A 17,003-nucleotide genomic window follows, 5' to 3' on the forward strand; every position below is an offset into this window, starting at 1 on the left:
GGCGCCACGCGCAATTGGAAACTGAAGGACGAGGTGTGGCTCAATCCAGAAAGGGCTGCGCCTGAATTATTGAAGCTGGCCGCATGAACTGACGCGACATCTTTGTTGACAACTACCGTGACCAAGGTAGCACAGCAGTGGACGGAACAAGAGTTTGCAGGACTGGATCTTGGCGATGCCCGCCTCAACAAGAGGGCGAAGCGAATGATGGAACGATTTTCGGCCAATCCTACGGCCAGCATCCCGGATGCCTGCGATAGCTGGAGCGAGACCTGTGCAGCCTACCGCTTCCTGGGCAATGCCGATGTCGACTGGGAAGCCATCCTTGCGCCGCACTGGGCGCGTACCGGGGAACGGATGCGTGCGCAGTCCGTGGCGCTGTGCATTCAGGACACGACAGAGCTCGATTTCAACGGCCAGGAGATCGACGGTCTCGGGCCACTGAACTACGAAGCACGGCGCGGCATGTACTTGCATCCGACCTTTGCGGTGACGACCGATCGCGAGCCGCTTGGCGTGCTTGACGCGTGGATGTGGGCGCGTGAGAAGCGCGGCGCCGATGGCGCCAGGCCGGGCCTGATCGAGAGCAAGCGCTGGGTCGAGGGCTATCAACGCGTGGCAGAAATGGCGGCAGACATGCCCGACACGCGGCTGGTGTACGTCGCCGACCGCGAAGCGGACATGGTGGAAATGATGCGCTGCGCCCGTGATCTAGGCACCCCGGCCGACTGGCTGGTACGGGCCAAACATAACCGCTGCTTGCCCGACGAAGACGGCGCCAAGTTGTGGGAGGCGACGAACGCTGGCGCGCCGCTCGGTGAAATCGCCTTCGCCATCGGCTCGCGTGAAAATCAGAAAGGGCGCACCGTGCGCCAGCAACTGTGGGCATCCGCAGTCGAGATCAAGGACCGGGGCAAAAGGGCGCATCAGCGTGACCTGCGTGGTAGCGCGCGAAGTGGACGCGCCTGTCGGCGTCAAGCCCATCGAATGGCGCTTGCTGACGAACCGCGTCGTCAAGACAAAAGAACACGCCGTCGAACTGATCGACTGGTATAGGGCGCGCTGGGAAATTGAAATTTATTTCCACGTGTTAAAAAACGGCTGCGAAGTCGAGGCCCTACAGCTGTCAAGCATGGAGCGCCTTGAGCGTGCGCTGGCCCTGTTCATGGTCGTCGCCTGGCGCATTACATATCTGATGCGCAAGGGGCGAACCTGTCCAGATCTGGCGGCATCGTTATTCTTCGACCCCGACGAGATCCGCGGCGCCCATCTGCTGACCAAAAAGAAGATGCCCGCCACGCCACCGACGCTCAATGAGGTCGTGCGAATGATTGCACAGGTGGGCGGCTTCCTCGGCCGCAAGAGCGACGGCGAACCGGGAGCGAAGACAATCTGGCGCGGGCTTGATCAAGTTTTTGCCGCCGCCGAGACGCTACGCGCACTCCGCGATGGGCTTGGATGACTTATGTATAAGGACATGGGCTCAGGTACGCCCAAACGTTTGCCTCCACTCATTTGCCAACTTCCAACTCCCGTATTCATCGAGCAAATACCAGTCATGCCAACCATTTCGACTTGTTTTTGTGATTACTCCGGAAGCGGCAGAGAACGACGAAAAAATCCCCTCTACCCCATCGATCTGCAAGCCATCCCCAATTACGATCCCTGTGTATATCTGGCCCATAAATGTGAACCGCACTTTGGTGCCATCAGGTGGGAGTCTCATGCCCTGCTTGATCAGAACACTCCAGTTTGAAGACACCGGACTAATTCCTGATACGCGGTCAGGACCTTTCCAAATTTGCAGTGCATAACCAAACAAAGATCGGCCGCGTTCTAAAATGCTGAGTTCGCTCCATTCATCAAATTTATTGAGCTCGCGATTCAACGCGAGACTTGAGTGCGCTTTTAAAGCCGGCATTTTTATCGAATAAGGACCATTTGAAACCGATGAATTTAACTGGCCAGTTAGAAGGGTCAGGTTTCCTATTTTATTGATTGTTGCATCTCTTTCCATTTGCTTCCTGTGATAATCTAAATCGCGGCTCAGCTCATCATCATCCATGGATTCAAAACCAACTATATTCCAGTTTTCCTTCCAACGCTGAGGTAGGATATGTTCAATTGTTAATTCTGACTTAATTTCGATATTCTCGTTCAGTACTGTTCGTTTAGCCATTTCAATCGCTTCGAACAAGAATCTTAGCCTTGGTTGACGGGCTCCCTTGTATTGGTCACGGCCCAGCCATGCTTCCTGCCATTCGGAGTCATCAGGCCAACGATCGATGTCCGACTGGCGATTCGAGAGATACGCCAACATCTCGTTCACTTTATTACCTTCTGCGACTCGCAAACGATCAACCAATCCTACAAAAAATCGATTATAGCTTTTTGTAGTAAGGCCGCAAATGTCTCTGCGGAGAATATAACTTTGCAATATTTCCAGAGCACGCACAAGTTCATTATGAATATCGGCTTCGGTGGCGAGGTACACAACAAGTGGCATCGCAGTTGAGACATCGAATGCATCGGCAAAGCGCCCAAACTCGCCTATAGGATCGCCTCTTTTCTGCGTAAACAGGCGCCCTTCCACCTCAGCAGTGGCGCTGATGGATTCTAATTCCGCCTCCACCGTCGTGAACGGTTGATTGTTTAATATCCAGCGACGATAATTTTCGAAAAGCGTCTCAACTGAAATTGAATCACCAGCTTTCATGGACAGATGATCGGTCAACATCCAATCGAGTCGTGTCCGCGTTTGTCTTCCACGTGAGGCATTCTGAATCCAGAAAGCACGATCAAGTGGCTGCCAGTGCCTCTCATATAGTTTGTCAACAATCAAAGCGCCATCTTGGAGTCCCAATCCTTTTGCGCGCTGAAAAATAAAATTACGCATAAGATCAGCCGGACTTAGATCGACCCCTCTACTGTTCAACGTTTCGAATATTGTTTGAGGGTCGTCACTACCTTCCAATTCAATGGACACGACCGCAAGCCCTTCCTTCAAGGCTTCAAATAGAGTTTCCAAATAATACTCATCAAACTCCCCCTTCATGAGAACATGGGATTCGATCTTTTCGCGAAAAAACGCGTGAGCAGCTGTCGATCGACGTACGAAACCATCTTCATCAAAGAGTTTTGGCGCAACCTCATCGTGATCGGCGAACGGGTCCATTATAGAAACAAACGCGCGACGATCTGCTGAAGATGGCCATAATTTGAAGCGTTCAATTTTTGATGATTCCATCACTCCATCGTTAAACAAATATTTCTGCAGCTCAGCAGCGTAGTTTGATTTATTTGCAATAGCCACATCGCGAAGCGCGGCGAGTAATAGTTGAAACGTCGTAAGTCTTTGTTGGCCGTCGATTATTTCGAAAGCCTGGACCTGCTTTCCGTATGTCTTTATCTGGGTGACAACCAGAGCTCCCATAAAGTGAGGGGATAAAGAAGCTCTATTAGTTCTAATTCTATGAGCTGCTCTCTCTATATCCTCCCAGAGAAGCTCAAGGTCGGGGTTGGTTTTCCACGCGTACTGTCGTTGATATAGCGGAATAAGATAACGCTTCTTTCCGTCGAATAGTTCGATAATTGAGCGAGTATAAGGCTTCAATTTTTCTCCATAATGCTTCTCATCTGAATGTGAGCCGTCGTTCCCTACCGGCAATCTTTTCGAAGGTGCGATCCGAGGACGACTGCGGCTAAATGTGCCCGAGTTCGGACGACGGCAGTGGTTCGGCGAGGATCACGAAAATATCACCATTCACCTCGCGCTCCACATCAGTTATAGGATAGATACGATCAAAGTTTGCGTACTTCGACCACTTGCCGGCGCCATGCTCTTCCGTTGGCGGGGACGCAATTAGGGCGAAACCTTTCTTACCCGCCGCCAGTGCATCAATGCTCTTGAATCGTCCGTTATAGCCTACTCGTTGCTCAATCTGTTTTTCATGATAATTCTTTTGATCAAGGCACTTGACTCGGAGGTACTTTTCTCGCCCAGACGAATTTCGAATCCGTTGACCTGGAGCCTGCCAAAGCTGCATCAAGATCAACCCATTAGAATGGAATGAATCCCACGAATTGGTAGGGGTCCCGTAGTGGACGAAACTGTAGCGTTTGCAAAATTCGGTGATGTTCATGACTTCCCAATTCGTCGTGTGAATCGAAACACCAAGAAGTTGGTAGTTGATCAAACCAGACAATATCTCAAGAGCAACAACTGTACTGGTCTGTGAAAAAAATTGCAACGGCCCCTGTGAAGTTTCTGGCGTTCAGCGCATTGCAAATTTGTTAGAGAGTAGATAGCGCCAAGGTCTTGCCCATAGTGGCATCGGTAAGGGCTGGATTGAAGACGTAGTCCCCCCAAACGAATCGTTGCGGAGCATTCCAGGCGGCTGTCGCTCACTCACCGGCCGGTCAAGCCAGCACCATTGTCTGCAGGCGAGCCGGGCAAGCGGGTCTTCTCCGAGTCCAGCCAGTGGACCACCGGACTTGAGCCTTTTGGTCCCCGGTATAGGTTCCAAAACGAAAAAAGGGGCTACACGCCGAAGCATGCAACCCCTTGATTCTATACAACTAAAATTCTGGCTCCCCGACCTGGACTCGAACCAGGGACCTGCGGATTAACAGTCCGTCGCTCTACCAACTGAGCTATCAGGGAAAAGAGCGAATATTATATACGCCCGGGCAAGAAATGGCGAGGGCCTTGGCAGGATTTTTCCGCAGGGGAAAATTGACACGGATGCCAGCGCAGGATGAGAAAGACAGCACACCAGCGCGAACTTTTTGGAACGCGCGACTGTCCTATACAAACACTCATTCAGGAGGCAATCATGAAATCCTTGTGGAAATGGCTTACCACCCTGATGCTGGCAGGATTGTTGGCCAGCTGCGGCGGTGACGACACGAACTACGGCAAGCTGACGGACGTCGCGCAAAAAAATGGCTTCAACGCCTTGTTGGCGGCAGCGAACAAGGCCGGCCTTGGCGGCGCCCTGGCGGCCCACGATGCGGACTTGACGGTGTTTGCGCCCACCGACGCCGCCTTCGCCACGCTGGCCACGCAACTGGGCTTTGCCGATGCGGGCGCGATGGTCGCCGCCCTGCCGCCACCGACTCTGGCGAACATCCTCAATTATCACCTGCTCGCCGGCACCCGCAACAGCGCCGAACTGCGCAGCGCCGGCGCCAGCCTGGCCACCGCCTACCGTTTTGACGGCGCCGCCGCCAGGCTGGGCCTGAATGCCAGCAGCGGCGTAGTGCTCACCGACGCCGTGCTGGCCACGGCCACCGTGACCGCCGCCGATGTGCGCGCCGACAATGGCGTCATCCACGCGGTGGACAAGGTGCTGGTGCCGCCCGGCGTGCTGACCGTGGTGCAGATGGCGCAGGCCAATCCGGCCAGCTTCAGCGCGCTGGTGGCGGCTATCGTCGCCACCGACCTGGCGCCCGCCCTGGGCGCCAGCGGGCCGTTCACCGTGTTTGCGCCCACCAACAGCGCCTTCGCGGCGGCGCCCACAGGGCTGAGCACGGCGCAAGTGCGCTCGGTCTTGCTCTACCACGTGGTGGCCGGCCAGGTGCTCGCCGCCGCCATCCCCTTCGACACCCCCGTGCCCACCCTCAATACCAGCACCCTGGGCGGGGCGACGGTGCCAGCGCAGACCCTCGTCATCAACCGCAACCTGACCATCACCGACAGCAGTGCCAGCGCCGCGCCCATCCTGGCGACCGACGTGCGTGCCAGCAATGGCGTGATTCACGTGATCGGCAAGGTGCTCATTCCCCGCTGACGGTGAGGCTTAGAACCTATCCCGGTAGGTAGGAGGAAGCGGATTGCGATGCATGGCAGCCGAGGGCAAGGCGCGAGGATGACGCATGGCGAGCCATGCGAAGACGAGCAACGCCGCCATCGGTTGCCAGGCGCGCAAGCAGCGACTCCGACCTACCGTGATAGGTTCTTAGCCTGCGTAGCTCAGGGTGTCGACCGCCGTCGTGTAGCTCGAGGCGGTCACCGAACTGACGTACACGTACTCGCCCTTGACCTGGGCCGGGGTGACGGTGATGAGCATGTAGCCGCGCCGCGCCGTGTCGATGTAGGCAATATCATCGACCAGCGCCTTGATGGTGCCGGCCAGGGTGGCGGGCGGGAACAGCGCCGGTGGAAACGCGCCTTCGAAGCCGGATGAGGTGACCGACATGCCGGCAAATTCGGCGCCCACCTGGGTGCCGTCGCGCAGGGTCAGCTTGTTGAACCAGGCGTTGTGGCTGTCGCCCGAGAGCACCGCGAATTTCTTGCCGGCCGCCTTCTGCCGGGCGGCCGAGGCGAACAGCTGCTCGCGCACGTCCGGATAGCCTTCCCAGCTGTCGAAGTTGTACGAGATCTTGGGATTTTTTGCCGGGTCGAGCAAGTCGTTCTGGGCGCTCGTGCGCAGCGCCGCCGGGGTGCCCTTGGCCGTCAGGTAGGCGGTGACGGCCGCCGCGCTCAGGTTGGCCGCCAGCACCGACGCCGGCAGCACGATGCGCGCCATCACCGTCTGGTTGCCGAGGATTTGCCAGGTGGCCTTCGAGGCGTCCATCTGCGTGTCCAGCCAGGCCTGCTGGGTGCTGCCCATCATGTGCCGGCCGCGCGCGAAGGCATACGGCAGGAAGGCGGGGTCGGCCACATCGCGCCCCTGGGCGTCGATCTTGCGGTCGGGCTGCTGCTCGCGACCAATGATGCGGGTGTCGAGCATGTGCAGCGAGAGCAGATTGCCGAAGTCGAAGGAGCGATAGATCTTGAGCAGGTTGGCCGGGTCCGGCGAGCGGATCGGCATCCATTCGTGGTACACGCGGCTGGCGATGGCCTTGCGCGCCGCCCAGCCGCCCTGGGTCAGGGGATTGTGGTTTTCGGCGCCGTCCATCCAGGCGTTGTTGGCGAACTCGTGGTCATCCCAGATGGCAATCATCGGCATGCGCGCGTGCAGCGCCTTGGCGTAGGGATCGGCCTTGTGCAGCGCGTGGCGCGCGCGGTAGTCGGCCAGCGTGACGATTTCGTTGGCGGGCGCGGAAACGCGCGCCGCCACCGCGCTGGCCGCCGGCGGATAGACGCCATCCTTGTATTCGTAAATGTAGTCGCCCAGGTGCAGCGCGACCTGGGCGCCGGACGCGGTCGCCGCGTCATAGGCGTTGAAGTAGCCGGCCGGATAGTCGCTGCACGAGAACACCGCCAGTTTCACTTCGGCCACGTTGCCAACTGGCAGGGTGCGCGTGCGCCCCACCGGCGACACGCTGTTATTCGGCGCGACGAAGCGATACAGATATTCGGTGTTGGCCGACAGTCCCGTCGCATCGACCTTGGCGGTAAAGCCGCTGTCGACCGTCGCGCTGGTGGTGCCGGTGGCGACCAGGGTGGCGAAACTGGCATCGGCGGCCATCTGCCACACCAGCGGCACGGCCTGCTCGCTGGAGGTCTTCGCGTGGGTCCACAGGATCACCCGGTCGGCCTGCGGATCGCCGCTGGCGACACCGTAATTGAAGGCCGCCATCTCGCCGCCCAGCGCGGAACCGCCGCCGCCGCAGGCGCTCAGCACGCCGCTACTGCCCATGACCGCCGCCACCGAGGCCATCCGGATCACGAACTGCCGGCGCCCCCGATCGGCCACCGCGCCCTGCCCCACCACCGCCTGCTTGCTCCGCATAGTGCCTCCATGAATAAAAGGCCATGGTAGGCAGCGCGTGTGTCAGCAGTATGACGACTTTGAAAATGTTGTCAGGGCGGGCTGGCGTTTACGCCAGGCCGAGACGCTTGCGCGCCGCCGTCAGCAAGTCGGTGTCGTAGGGATGCAGATTTTCCAGGAACAGCATCTCGGCCTGGGCCGGGTCTTCCAGGCACATCTCGAGCATGACGGGGCCGTCGTCGGCCACGCCCAGGAAATCCTTGCTCCAGCGATTCTTGCGATGGGTGCGCATGACGGCGCAGCCCAGTTCGGCCAGCGGCACGGCAACGCCGGCGGCAATCGCCGCCACTTGCCATTCGTCCCAAAATTCCACGGTGTTGGTGAGCATGTTCATGATTATCCAAATAATTAAAACGAAAAAATACGATACAAAAGCAAAAGGGCCGCATCTTTCGATGCGGCCCTTAAAATCTGGCTCCCCGACCTGGACTCGAACCAGGGACCTGCGGATTAACAGTCCGTCGCTCTACCAACTGAGCTATCAGGGAATTGTCTCAGAACTTTGCTACAGTGAACTGTTGCGCCATCCGAAGAAACAAGAGTTTAAAGGACTTTGGCAATCGCGTCAATGACACGGTCGATATTTTTCGAGTTCAGCGCGGCGACGCAGATGCGGCCCGTGTCGACGGCGTAAATCGATTCGGCGCGCAACTTGCCGACCTGTTCCTTGCTCAGGCCCGAATACGAGAACATGCCGACCTGCTCGCGCACGAATTCGAAATCGTGGCCCGGTGCTTTGTCGCGCAGCTTGGCGACGAAGCTGTCGCGCGTCTGCTTGATGCGCACGCGCATGCCGCCGAGTTCCTCTTCCCACAACTGGCGCAGTTCCGGCGTGGCCAGCACGGTGGCGACCACCTTGCCGCCGTGGGTCGGCGGGTTCGAGTAGTTGGTGCGCACCACGCGCTTCAATTGCGACAGCACGCGCGCCGCTTCGTCGGCGCTGGCGGCGGCGATGCTCAAGGCCCCCACCCGCTCGCCGTACAGCGAGAACGACTTGGAGAACGAGTTCGACACCAGCAGCGCGCCGCCGGCGGCAGCGAAGCGGCGCACCACCGCGCCGTCTTCGGCGATGCCGGCGCCGAAGCCCTGGTAGGCCATGTCGAGGAAAGGCACGAGGCCGCCGGCGCTGACGGCGTCGATGACCTGGTCCCACTGGCTCGACGTCAGGTCGGCGCCGGTCGGATTGTGGCAGCAGGCGTGCAGCACCACGATCGAGGCGGGCGGCATGGCCTTCAGGGCGGCCAGCATGGCGTCAAAATCGACGCCATGGGTGACGGCGTCGTAGTACGGATAATTGTCGACGACGAAGCCGGCGCTTTCGAACAGGGCGCGGTGGTTTTCCCAGCTGGGGTCGCTGATATAGACCTTGGTGCCGTCCGGGGCGAAACGCTTGAGGAAATCGGCGCCGATTTTCAGGGCGCCCGTGCCGCCGACGGCTTGCACGGTAATGGCACGTTTCTCTTGAATTACGGGGCTGTCGGCACCAAATACGAGCTCTTGTACCGCTTTGTCATACGCTGCCAGGCCTTCGATCGGCAGGTAGGTGCGCGGGCTCGGTTGGGCCGCCATCAGGGCCTCGGCGCGGCGCACGCATTCAAGCAGCGGGACCTTGCCGTTATCGTCATAATAGACCCCCACGCCGAGATTGATCTTCGCCGCGTTGGTGTCGGCGTTGAACGCTTCGGTGATACCCAGGATCGGGTCGCGCGGGGCCATCGCAATGGCACTGAAGATACTGGCGGAAGCTGTAGAGGTCATCGTTTGAATTTGATAAACGGCTGGTTCGCCGCAGGGTTGTATAGACAGCGAGCGCTGGTGGCGCCATGCAAAGCGCATGGCGCATCAATGTTCGCGGGCGGACTCCCATTCTAGCAAAGGTAGCACAGCATGGCTGAAGTCAAGTTAATTTCCGAGCCCTCCGCGGTCCCCGAACCGTCGCCGACGGTCATCACGTATCCCGATTCGCCGTTCAAGCTGCACCAGCCGTTCGCGCCCGCGGGCGACCAGCCGACGGCGATCGCCGGCCTGCTCGAGGGCATCAACGACGGCCTGTCCTACCAGACCCTGCTGGGCGTAACGGGCTCCGGCAAGACCTACACGATGGCCAACGTGATCGCCCAGGCGGGACGGCCGGCGATCATCTTCGCGCCCAACAAGACCCTGGCCGCGCAGCTGTACGCGGAGTTCCGCGAATTCTTCCCGCAAAACGCCGTCGAGTACTTCGTCAGCTACTACGATTACTACCAGCCGGAAGCCTACGTGCCGCAGCGCGACCTGTTCATCGAGAAGGACTCGTCGATCAATGAGCATATCGAGCAGATGCGCCTGTCGTGCACCAAGTCGCTGATGGAGCGGCGCGACGTGATCATCGTCGCCACCGTCTCGGCCATCTACGGTATCGGCAATCCCAGCGAATACCACCAGATGATCCTGACGCTGCGGGCGAAAGACAAGGTGGCCCAGCGCGACGTCATCGCCCGCCTGATCCAGATGCAGTACACGCGCAATGAAGTCGATTTCGGCCGCGGCACCTTCCGCGTGCGCGGCGACACCATCGACATCTTCCCCGCCGAGCACGCCGAGCTGGCGATCCGCGTCGAGATGTTCGACGACGAGATCGAATCGCTGCAATTGTTCGATCCCCTGACGGGCCGGGTGCGCCAGAAAATTCCCCGCTTCACCGTCTACCCGGGCTCGCACTACGTCACGCCCCGCTCGACCGTCCTGCGGGCGATCGAAACGATCAAGCTCGAACTGCGCGACCGCCTCGAACACTTCCAGCGCGAGAACAAGCTGATCGAAGAACAGCGGCTGGAACAGCGCACCCGTTTCGACCTCGAGATGATGGCCGAAATCGGTTTTACCAAGGGCATCGAAAACTACTCGCGCCACCTGTCGGGCGCCATGCCGGGCGAGCCGCCGCCGACCCTGATCGACTACCTGCCGAAGGACGCGCTGATGTTCCTCGACGAGTCGCACGTGCTGATCGGCCAGTTGAACGCCATGTTCAACGGCGACCGCTCGCGCAAGACCAACCTGGTCGACTACGGTTTCCGCCTGCCCTCGGCGCTCGACAACCGGCCGCTCAAATTCGAGGAATTCGAGCGCAAGATGCGCCAGACGATTTTCGTCTCGGCCACCCCGGCCGACTACGAGAACAAGCACGCCGACAACGTCGTCGAACAGGTGGTGCGCCCGACCGGCCTGGTCGACCCGCTCATTTTCGTCAAGCCCGCCCTGAGCCAGGTCGACGACCTGATGTCGGAAATCCAGGACCGCGTCAAGAAGGACGAGCGGGTGCTCGTCACCACCCTGACCAAGCGGATGGCCGAGCAGCTCACCGAATACCTGTCCGACCATGCCATCAAGGTGCGCTATCTGCACAGCGACATCGAGACGGTCGAGCGGGTGGAAATCCTGCGCGACCTGCGCCTGGGCACCTTCGACGTGCTGGTGGGGATCAACCTGCTGCGCGAGGGCCTCGACTTGCCCGAGGTGTCGCTGGTGGCGATCCTCGACGCCGACAAGGAAGGTTTTTTGCGCTCCGAGCGCAGCCTGATTCAAACCATCGGCCGCGCCGCCCGTAACCTCAACGGGGTGGCCATCCTGTACGCCGACCGGGTCACCGATTCGATGAAAAAAGCGATCGACGAAACCGAGCGGCGGCGCGCCAGGCAGATCGCCTTCAATGCCGCCAACGGCATCACCCCGGTGGGCATCAAGAAGACCATCCGCGACATGATCGACGGCGTCTACAGCCCGCAGCAGGCGCGCGAAACGCTCGAGTCGGCGCAGGAGACGGCGAAGGTCGAGTCGATGAGCGAGAAGCAGATCAGCAAGGAAATCAAGCGCCTGGAAAAGCTGATGGTCGATCACGCCAAGAACCTCGAGTTCGAAAAAGCGGCGCAGGTGCGCGACCAGCTGCACGTGCTCAAGCAGCAGGCCTTCGGCGCGCCGGGAACGGACAATATCGTTTCCCTGCTGGGCAAATAAAGGGGCACGGCGCGCGTCCCCACGCGGGCACGCAAGCTTGGTATCATGCGCCACGACCGGCAGCGCGCCGGCCCCTTTTGCGACAGGTGGAGAACAATGAAATTACGGATGTTGGTAGTGGCGGCGGCCCTGGTCGCCGGCGGCGCGAATGCGGCAGCGCCGCGCGGCCTGACGGTCGACGACCTGGTCGCCCTCGAGCGCGTGGGCAGCCCCGTGCTCGCACCCGACGGCAGCGCCGTGGTGTACTCGGTGCGCAGCACCGACCTGGCGAAAAACCGCGGCCACAGCGAACTGTGGCTGCTCGACCTGAAAACCGCCGGCGCCGCGCCGCGCCAGCTCACCCGGGCCGACGCCAGCAGCAGCGATCCGGCCTGGTCGCCCGCGGGCGACGCCATCTATTACATGTCGGCCGCGCAGGTGTGGCGCCTGCCCGTGGCCGGCGGCGCCGCCGTCAAGGTCACCGCCCTGCCCGTCGATGTCGACAACTTCCGCCTCTCGCCCAAGGGCGACCGGATCGCCTTCAGCGCCGCCGTGTACCGCGACTGCGCCGACCTGGCCTGCAGCGCGAAACGGCAAGAAGACGCCGCCAGGCGCAAGTCCAGCGGCCAGCTCTACAACCGCCTGTTCGTGCGCCACTGGGACACCTGGAACGACCATCGCAACAACGTGCTGTTTTCGGCGCCGCTCGACGGCGCCGGCGTGCTCGCCGGCGCGCCGGTGGCGCTGTCGGGCACGCTCGATGGCGACGTGCCTTCCAAGCCCTTCGGCGACGCCGACGAATACCGTTTCAGCCCGGACGGCCAGACCATCGTGTTTGCCGCCCGCATCGCGGGAAAAACCGAATCCTGGTCGACCAACTTCGACGTCTACAAGGTGGCCGCCGCCGGTGGCACGCCGGCCAATCTGACGGCCGACAACCTGGCCTGGGACGCCAGGCCGATCTACTCGCCGGACGGGCGCACGCTGGCCTACCTGGCGATGAAACGCCCGGGCTTCGAGGCGGACCGCTTCACCATCGTGCTGCAGGATGTCGCCAGCGGCAAGAAGCGCACCCTGGCCGCCGACTGGGACCGCGCGGTGGCCGACTACCGCTGGGCGCCGGACGGCAAGGCGCTGCTGGCCACCGCCGACGACGTCGGCCAGCACCGCCTGTTTTCCATCGACGCGCAAAGCGGCAAGGTGACGGCGCTGACGGACAAGGGCTACGTGGGCGGCTTCGATGCCGCCGGCGGCACCGTCGTCACCAGCCAGGCCTCGCTGGCCGGCCCGGCCCAGCTCTATCAACGCGACGGCGCCGCCTGGAAGCAGCTCACGCACCTGAACGAAGCGGCGCTGGCCGATGTGCGCTTTGGCCAGTTCGAGCAGTTCTCGTTCAAGGGCGCCAAGGGCGAGACCGTGTATGGCCACGTCATGAAGCCGTGGAATGCGGCGCCGGGCGTGAAGTACCCGGTCGCCTTCCTGGTGCACGGCGGCCCGCAGGGCAGCTTCGGCAACAGCTGGAGCTACCGCTGGAATCCGCAGACCTACGCCGGCGCCGGTTACGCCGCCGTGTTCATCGATTTCCACGGCTCGACCGGCTACGGCCAGAAGTTCACCGACGCCATCAGCGGCGACTGGGGCGGCGCCCCGCTGGAAGACCTCAAGAAAGGCCTGGCCGCGGCCGGCGCAAAGTATCCCTGGCTCGACACCAGGCAGGCCTGCGCGCTGGGCGCCTCCTACGGCGGCTACATGATGAACTGGATCGAGGGGAACTGGTCGGACGGCTTCAAGTGCATCGTCAACCACGACGGCGTGTTCGACAACCGCGCCATGTACTACGCCACCGAGGAGCTGTGGTTCAACGAGTGGGAAAACGGCGGCAGCTATTTCGCCGTCCCGCAAAAACACGAGAAATTCAACCCGGTCCACCACGTCACCAAGTGGAAGACGCCGATGCTGGTGATCCACGGCGAGAAGGACTTCCGCATTCCCCTCAGCCAGGGCCTGGGCGCCTTCACGGCCCTGCAGCGGCAAGGCATCGACAGCCAGTTGCTGGTGTTCCCCGATGAGAACCACTGGGTGCTCAAGCCGGCCAACTCGGTGCTGTGGCACCAGACGGTGCTGGGCTGGCTGGACCGCTACCTCAAGCCCACCGCCCAGCCAGCGGCCCGATAAGCCGCGCGCTTACGGAATCAGTCGATCGGCGCGCAACTGCGCGAACAGCTCGGTAAAGCTGTCCTCGGTCGACTGGTAGGCGGCAAAACCCAGCTTGCGGCTGCGCGTCATGTCCGTCATCACTTCCAGCGGACGGCTCAAGTCGAGGTCCGTGTGCCAGGGCGAGGCGAGGCGTTCGATGCGCGCTTCGGCCAGGCCGTGGCGGGCCGCCATCTGCGTCCACAGGGGACCGTGATCGGCCATCGCTGCCTCGAGCGGACGCACGGTGCCGTCGAAAGGGCCCGCCTGCACGCCGAACCAGTCGGCGATGCGGCCCCACAGCCACTGCCAGCGGAAGGTGTCGCCGTTGACGATGTTAAAGGCCGTATCGAAGGCGGCCGGGGTGTCGGCCGCCCATACCAGCTGCCTGGCCAACTGGCGCGCGTCGGTCACGTCCGATAGGCCTTCCCACTGCGCGCGCGAACCGGGAAACTGGAACGGCGTGCCAAGCTCCTTGCAGATCGAGGCATACACCGCCAGCGTGGTGCCCATGTTCATGGCGTTGCCGACGGCCTTGCCGATCAGGGTGTGCGGGCGATGCACATTCCAGGCAAACCCGTCGCGGGCGGCGGCGGCGAACAGTTCGTCTTCCTGCGCATAATAAAAATTGTCGAGGTCCAGGCGGGGCTGGTCTTCGCGCAGCGGCGTTTGCGGCAGGGTGCCGCTGCTGGCGTAGGCGTCGAATGGTCCCAGGTAGTGCTTCAGGCCCGTCACCAGCGCCACGTGGCGCAGCGACTTTTTCGGCGCCAGCGCGTCGAGCACGTTTTTCACCATGCCGCCGTTGACGCGGATATTGTCCGCTTCGGTGGCCTGGCGCATCCAGGCGGTGATGAAGACGTGGGTGGGTGCCAGGTCGGCCAGCGCGGCGCGCAGCGAGGCGGGGTCGCGCAGGTCGGCGGCGATGCCGGTCATGCCGGCGCCCCCGTCGATGGCACCGCGCGCCAGGCCGTGGACGGTCCAGCCCTGGGCCAGTAATTCGGTGGCGAGATTGCTGCCGGCGATGCCGCTGGCGCCGACGATGAGGGCCGATTTTTGCATGGCGATGTCCTGATGGAGAAGAATCAGTTAGTCTACTGTGATTAATGGCGACGATAAACCGGCGCACGAACCACACACTGTAGACGGGAATTCTCCAATGTCCGAACAATTTGCCGGCATCGCCATCTTCGTCGCCGCTGCGCGCGCCAGCAGTTTCACGGCGGCGGCGGCGCAACTGGGCATGACCAAGTCGGCGGTCGGAAAAAGCATCGCCCGCCTGGAAGACCGGCTGGGGGTGCGGCTGTTCCACCGCACCACGCGCCGCATTACCCTCACCGTCGACGGCGCCGCCTACTTCGCCAGCTGCGCCGGCGCGCTCGACGCCGTCGTCGATGCCGAACGCGCGCTGCAAAGCGGCCGCCAGCAGGCAGTGGGCCGGGTCCGCATCGACATGCCATCGGCGTTCGGACGCGCCGTGGTGGTGCCGCTGCTGGCCGACCTGGCCCTTCTTCACCCGCAGCTGACCTTCAGCCTCAGTTTTGCCGACCACCTGGTCGACCCGTTCGACGAAGGCATCGACCTGTTGATCCGCTTCGGCGAGCTGGGCGAGCCCGCCGGCCTGGTCGCCAGGCGGCTGGGCCGCCAGCGCCAGTGGCTGTGCGCGGCGCCGGCCTACCTGGCGCGGCGCGGGGTGCCGGCCACCATCGCCGATCTGGCTGCCCACGACTGCGTGGTGGGCAAGCGCCGCCACGCGGTGATGAAATGGAGCTTGCAGGACGGCGCCGGGGCTGCGCTCAAAGTGGCGCCGCCGCCGACCCACCAGGTGGGCGACGGCGACGCCGTGCTGGCGCTGACGCTGGCCGGCTGCGGCATCTGCCAGCTGCCTGGCTTCATGGTGCGCGCGCCGCTGGCGGCCGGCACCCTGGTCAGCGTGCTCGACGACGCCGCCGATGCGGGCATCGCCATTTATGCACTGTGGCCGCAGACGCGCCACTTGCTGCCCAAGCTGCGCTGCGTCATCGATGCACTCGAGGCGCAGGCAGCGCTGGGGGCCTTCAACTGACCCGCAAAAAAACCGCGATTTGTGGCAAGCGGCACGTTCCCGGTGTATTTATATGTGTATGCTTATGGGGTAGCATCCACCTGGAACCAGCATGCGTCTCGCCGCCCGCCTCTCCTTGTCTGCCCTGCTTGTGCTGTTCGGCCACGCCGCGCTCGCGCAAGCGCTGCCGCGAAGCGGCGAGATGCCGCCCGATAGCGCGCGCAGCAGCCCCGCGCAGCCCGACAAGGCGCGCCCGCCCGCCACTGGCAGCACCCCCGAACAACTGGCCATGGCCAACCGGCGCGCGCGCCTGAGCAGTCCGGCGCAGGCCCAGTGCCGCCAGCTCGACAAGGCGCTGGCGTTGGCGCTGGCGCGCGAACGGGACGCCTCGCGCGAGCAACTCAAGCAGGCGCAGGCGTCGCTGTTTGAACTGCGCAAGCAGTTCAGCTTGATTGGCTGCTGAGGTCCGCCGGCGCCCCGCTCACAGCGAGTGAATGAAGGCGCGGATGCCGCCCAGCAGCATTTCCACCGACATCGCCGTCAGGATCAAGCCCATCAGGCGCTCGAACGCCGTCATCACCTGCGGTCCCAGCGCCTTTTGCAAGCGTTCGGCGCCCAGGAACACCACCAGCCAGACGATCGCCACGGCCGCCAGCGCGGCCACGTGGATCATCACTTCGCCCATGGTTTCGCGCGAAAACAGCAGCACCGTCGCCAGCGCCGACGGCCCGGCCAGCGCGGGAATGGCCAGCGGCACGATGAACGGTTCGCCGCCATCGGTCTTGCCCAGCACGCCGTCGGGGTGCGGAAACACCATGCGGATGGCAATGAGCAGCAAGATCACGCTGCCGCCGATGCGCAGCGACACTTCCGACAGTTGCAGGGCAGTGAGCAGGTGCCGCCCGAAAAACATGAACACCAGTAGCACCATGAAGGCGATGGCACACTCGCGCAGCACGATGCGGGGCCGGCGGCTGCGCTCGACGGGCGCGAGCGCGCTGACGAAAATGGGCACGTTGCCGAACGGATCGGTCACCAGCAAGAGCAGGATGAAGGTTTGCAGGAAGGTCTGGGTCATG

12 protein-coding genes, 2 tRNA genes and 1 pseudogene are annotated in these 17,003 nt (G+C 62.1%); 6 read left to right on the forward strand and 9 right to left on the reverse strand.

The genetic code is table 11. From position 1 onward, the window contains the following. Positions 1-117 precede the first annotated feature (117 nt). Positions 118-1,462 (forward strand): annotated as a pseudogene (locus ACP7EY_RS19370) (IS4 family transposase). 21 nt (positions 1,463-1,483) lie between these two features. On the opposite strand, the gene ACP7EY_RS19375 reads toward ACP7EY_RS19370, so the two are convergent. From ACP7EY_RS19375 to ACP7EY_RS19385, 3 genes are all read right to left on the reverse strand, one after another. Further along, entirely contained in the window at positions 1,484-3,613 is a 2,130-nt protein-coding gene (locus ACP7EY_RS19375) for a DUF262 domain-containing protein (protein WP_426196509.1), read from the reverse strand. Positions 3,614-3,701: 88 nt separating this feature from the next. Continuing rightward, positions 3,702-4,142 (reverse strand): hypothetical protein, encoded by a 441-nt coding sequence (locus ACP7EY_RS19380; protein WP_426196511.1) that lies wholly within the window; start codon positions 4,140-4,142, stop codon positions 3,702-3,704. A 445-nt stretch (positions 4,143-4,587) separates the two neighbouring features. Next, positions 4,588-4,663: transfer RNA gene (locus ACP7EY_RS19385), tRNA-Asn, on the reverse strand. Between the two features lie 172 nt (positions 4,664-4,835). Here ACP7EY_RS19385 and ACP7EY_RS19390 point away from each other — a divergent pair. Continuing rightward, the gene (locus tag ACP7EY_RS19390) at positions 4,836-5,792 is read left to right on the forward strand and encodes a fasciclin domain-containing protein (RefSeq protein WP_426196513.1); all 957 of its coding nucleotides are present in this window, start codon (positions 4,836-4,838) and stop codon (positions 5,790-5,792) included. 168 nt (positions 5,793-5,960) lie between these two features. Here ACP7EY_RS19390 and ACP7EY_RS19395 read toward each other — a convergent pair whose 3' ends face one another. The 4 genes from ACP7EY_RS19395 to ACP7EY_RS19410 all read right to left on the reverse strand — a co-directional run bounded on the left by ACP7EY_RS19395 (position 5,961) and on the right by ACP7EY_RS19410 (position 9,476). Next, the gene (locus ACP7EY_RS19395) at positions 5,961-7,679 is read right to left on the reverse strand and encodes an alkaline phosphatase D family protein (RefSeq protein WP_426196515.1); all 1,719 of its coding nucleotides are present in this window, start codon (positions 7,677-7,679) and stop codon (positions 5,961-5,963) included. A gap of 88 nt (positions 7,680-7,767) precedes the next feature. Next, positions 7,768-8,052, reverse strand: coding sequence for a hypothetical protein (locus ACP7EY_RS19400; RefSeq protein ID WP_426196517.1), 285 nt, complete (start codon positions 8,050-8,052; stop codon positions 7,768-7,770). 78 nt (positions 8,053-8,130) lie between these two features. Beyond that, positions 8,131-8,206, reverse strand: a tRNA-Asn gene (locus tag ACP7EY_RS19405). 55 nt (positions 8,207-8,261) lie between these two features. After that, entirely contained in the window at positions 8,262-9,476 is a 1,215-nt protein-coding gene (locus tag ACP7EY_RS19410; RefSeq protein ID WP_426196519.1) for an aromatic amino acid transaminase, read from the reverse strand. Between the two features lie 129 nt (positions 9,477-9,605). Here ACP7EY_RS19410 and uvrB point away from each other — a divergent pair, with 129 nt between their 5' ends. Then, positions 9,606-11,711: an excinuclease ABC subunit UvrB gene (uvrB, locus tag ACP7EY_RS19415; RefSeq protein WP_426196520.1), complete on the forward strand. Its 2,106-nt coding sequence runs from the start codon at positions 9,606-9,608 to the stop codon at positions 11,709-11,711. 96 nt (positions 11,712-11,807) lie between these two features. Then, entirely contained in the window at positions 11,808-13,865 is a 2,058-nt protein-coding gene (locus ACP7EY_RS19420; RefSeq protein ID WP_426196522.1) for a prolyl oligopeptidase family serine peptidase, read from the forward strand. Positions 13,866-13,874: 9 nt separating this feature from the next. Here the strand turns inward: ACP7EY_RS19420 and ACP7EY_RS19425 are convergent, their stop codons facing one another. Then, on the reverse strand, positions 13,875-14,942 hold the full coding sequence (locus tag ACP7EY_RS19425; RefSeq protein ID WP_426196524.1) for an SDR family oxidoreductase: 1,068 nt from the start codon (positions 14,940-14,942) through the stop codon (positions 13,875-13,877). Positions 14,943-15,039: 97 nt separating this feature from the next. On the opposite strand from ACP7EY_RS19425, the gene ACP7EY_RS19430 reads away from it, so the two are divergent. Further along, complete coding sequence (locus tag ACP7EY_RS19430) at positions 15,040-15,945, forward strand: LysR substrate-binding domain-containing protein (protein ID WP_426196525.1); 906 nt, start codon at positions 15,040-15,042, stop codon at positions 15,943-15,945. A 91-nt stretch (positions 15,946-16,036) separates the two neighbouring features. Continuing rightward, the gene (locus tag ACP7EY_RS19435; RefSeq protein WP_426196526.1) at positions 16,037-16,387 is read left to right on the forward strand and encodes a hypothetical protein; all 351 of its coding nucleotides are present in this window, start codon (positions 16,037-16,039) and stop codon (positions 16,385-16,387) included. Positions 16,388-16,405: 18 nt separating this feature from the next. Here the strand turns inward: ACP7EY_RS19435 and ACP7EY_RS19440 are convergent, their stop codons facing one another. Continuing rightward, complete coding sequence (locus ACP7EY_RS19440; protein ID WP_426196527.1) at positions 16,406-17,002, reverse strand: MarC family protein; 597 nt, start codon at positions 17,000-17,002, stop codon at positions 16,406-16,408. Position 17,003: the final 1 nt, after the last annotated feature.

Source organism: Massilia sp. DWR3-1-1 (assembly GCF_049898325.1).
In the GTDB taxonomy this organism is placed as follows: Bacteria; Pseudomonadota; Gammaproteobacteria; order Burkholderiales; family Burkholderiaceae_D; genus JAFCUW01.

Bases quoted from the DNA above. Each gene is read 5' to 3' on its own strand.
- uvrB (WP_426196520.1), top strand. From the start codon at position 9,606: ATGGCTGAAGTCAAGTTAATTTCCGAGCCCTCCGCGGTCCCCGAACCG.
- ACP7EY_RS19425 (WP_426196524.1), bottom strand. From the start codon at position 14,942: ATGCAAAAATCGGCCCTCATCGTCGGCGCCAGCGGCATCGCCGGCAGC.
- ACP7EY_RS19390 (WP_426196513.1), top strand. From the start codon at position 4,836: ATGAAATCCTTGTGGAAATGGCTTACCACCCTGATGCTGGCAGGATTG.
- ACP7EY_RS19400 (WP_426196517.1), bottom strand. From the start codon at position 8,052: ATGAACATGCTCACCAACACCGTGGAATTTTGGGACGAATGGCAAGTG.
- ACP7EY_RS19395 (WP_426196515.1), bottom strand. From the start codon at position 7,679: ATGCGGAGCAAGCAGGCGGTGGTGGGGCAGGGCGCGGTGGCCGATCGG.
- ACP7EY_RS19440 (WP_426196527.1), bottom strand. From the start codon at position 17,002: ATGACCCAGACCTTCCTGCAAACCTTCATCCTGCTCTTGCTGGTGACC.
- ACP7EY_RS19380 (WP_426196511.1), bottom strand. From the start codon at position 4,142: ATGAACATCACCGAATTTTGCAAACGCTACAGTTTCGTCCACTACGGG.
- ACP7EY_RS19420 (WP_426196522.1), top strand. From the start codon at position 11,808: ATGAAATTACGGATGTTGGTAGTGGCGGCGGCCCTGGTCGCCGGCGGC.
- ACP7EY_RS19435 (WP_426196526.1), top strand. From the start codon at position 16,037: ATGCGTCTCGCCGCCCGCCTCTCCTTGTCTGCCCTGCTTGTGCTGTTC.
- ACP7EY_RS19430 (WP_426196525.1), top strand. From the start codon at position 15,040: ATGTCCGAACAATTTGCCGGCATCGCCATCTTCGTCGCCGCTGCGCGC.
- ACP7EY_RS19410 (WP_426196519.1), bottom strand. From the start codon at position 9,476: ATGACCTCTACAGCTTCCGCCAGTATCTTCAGTGCCATTGCGATGGCC.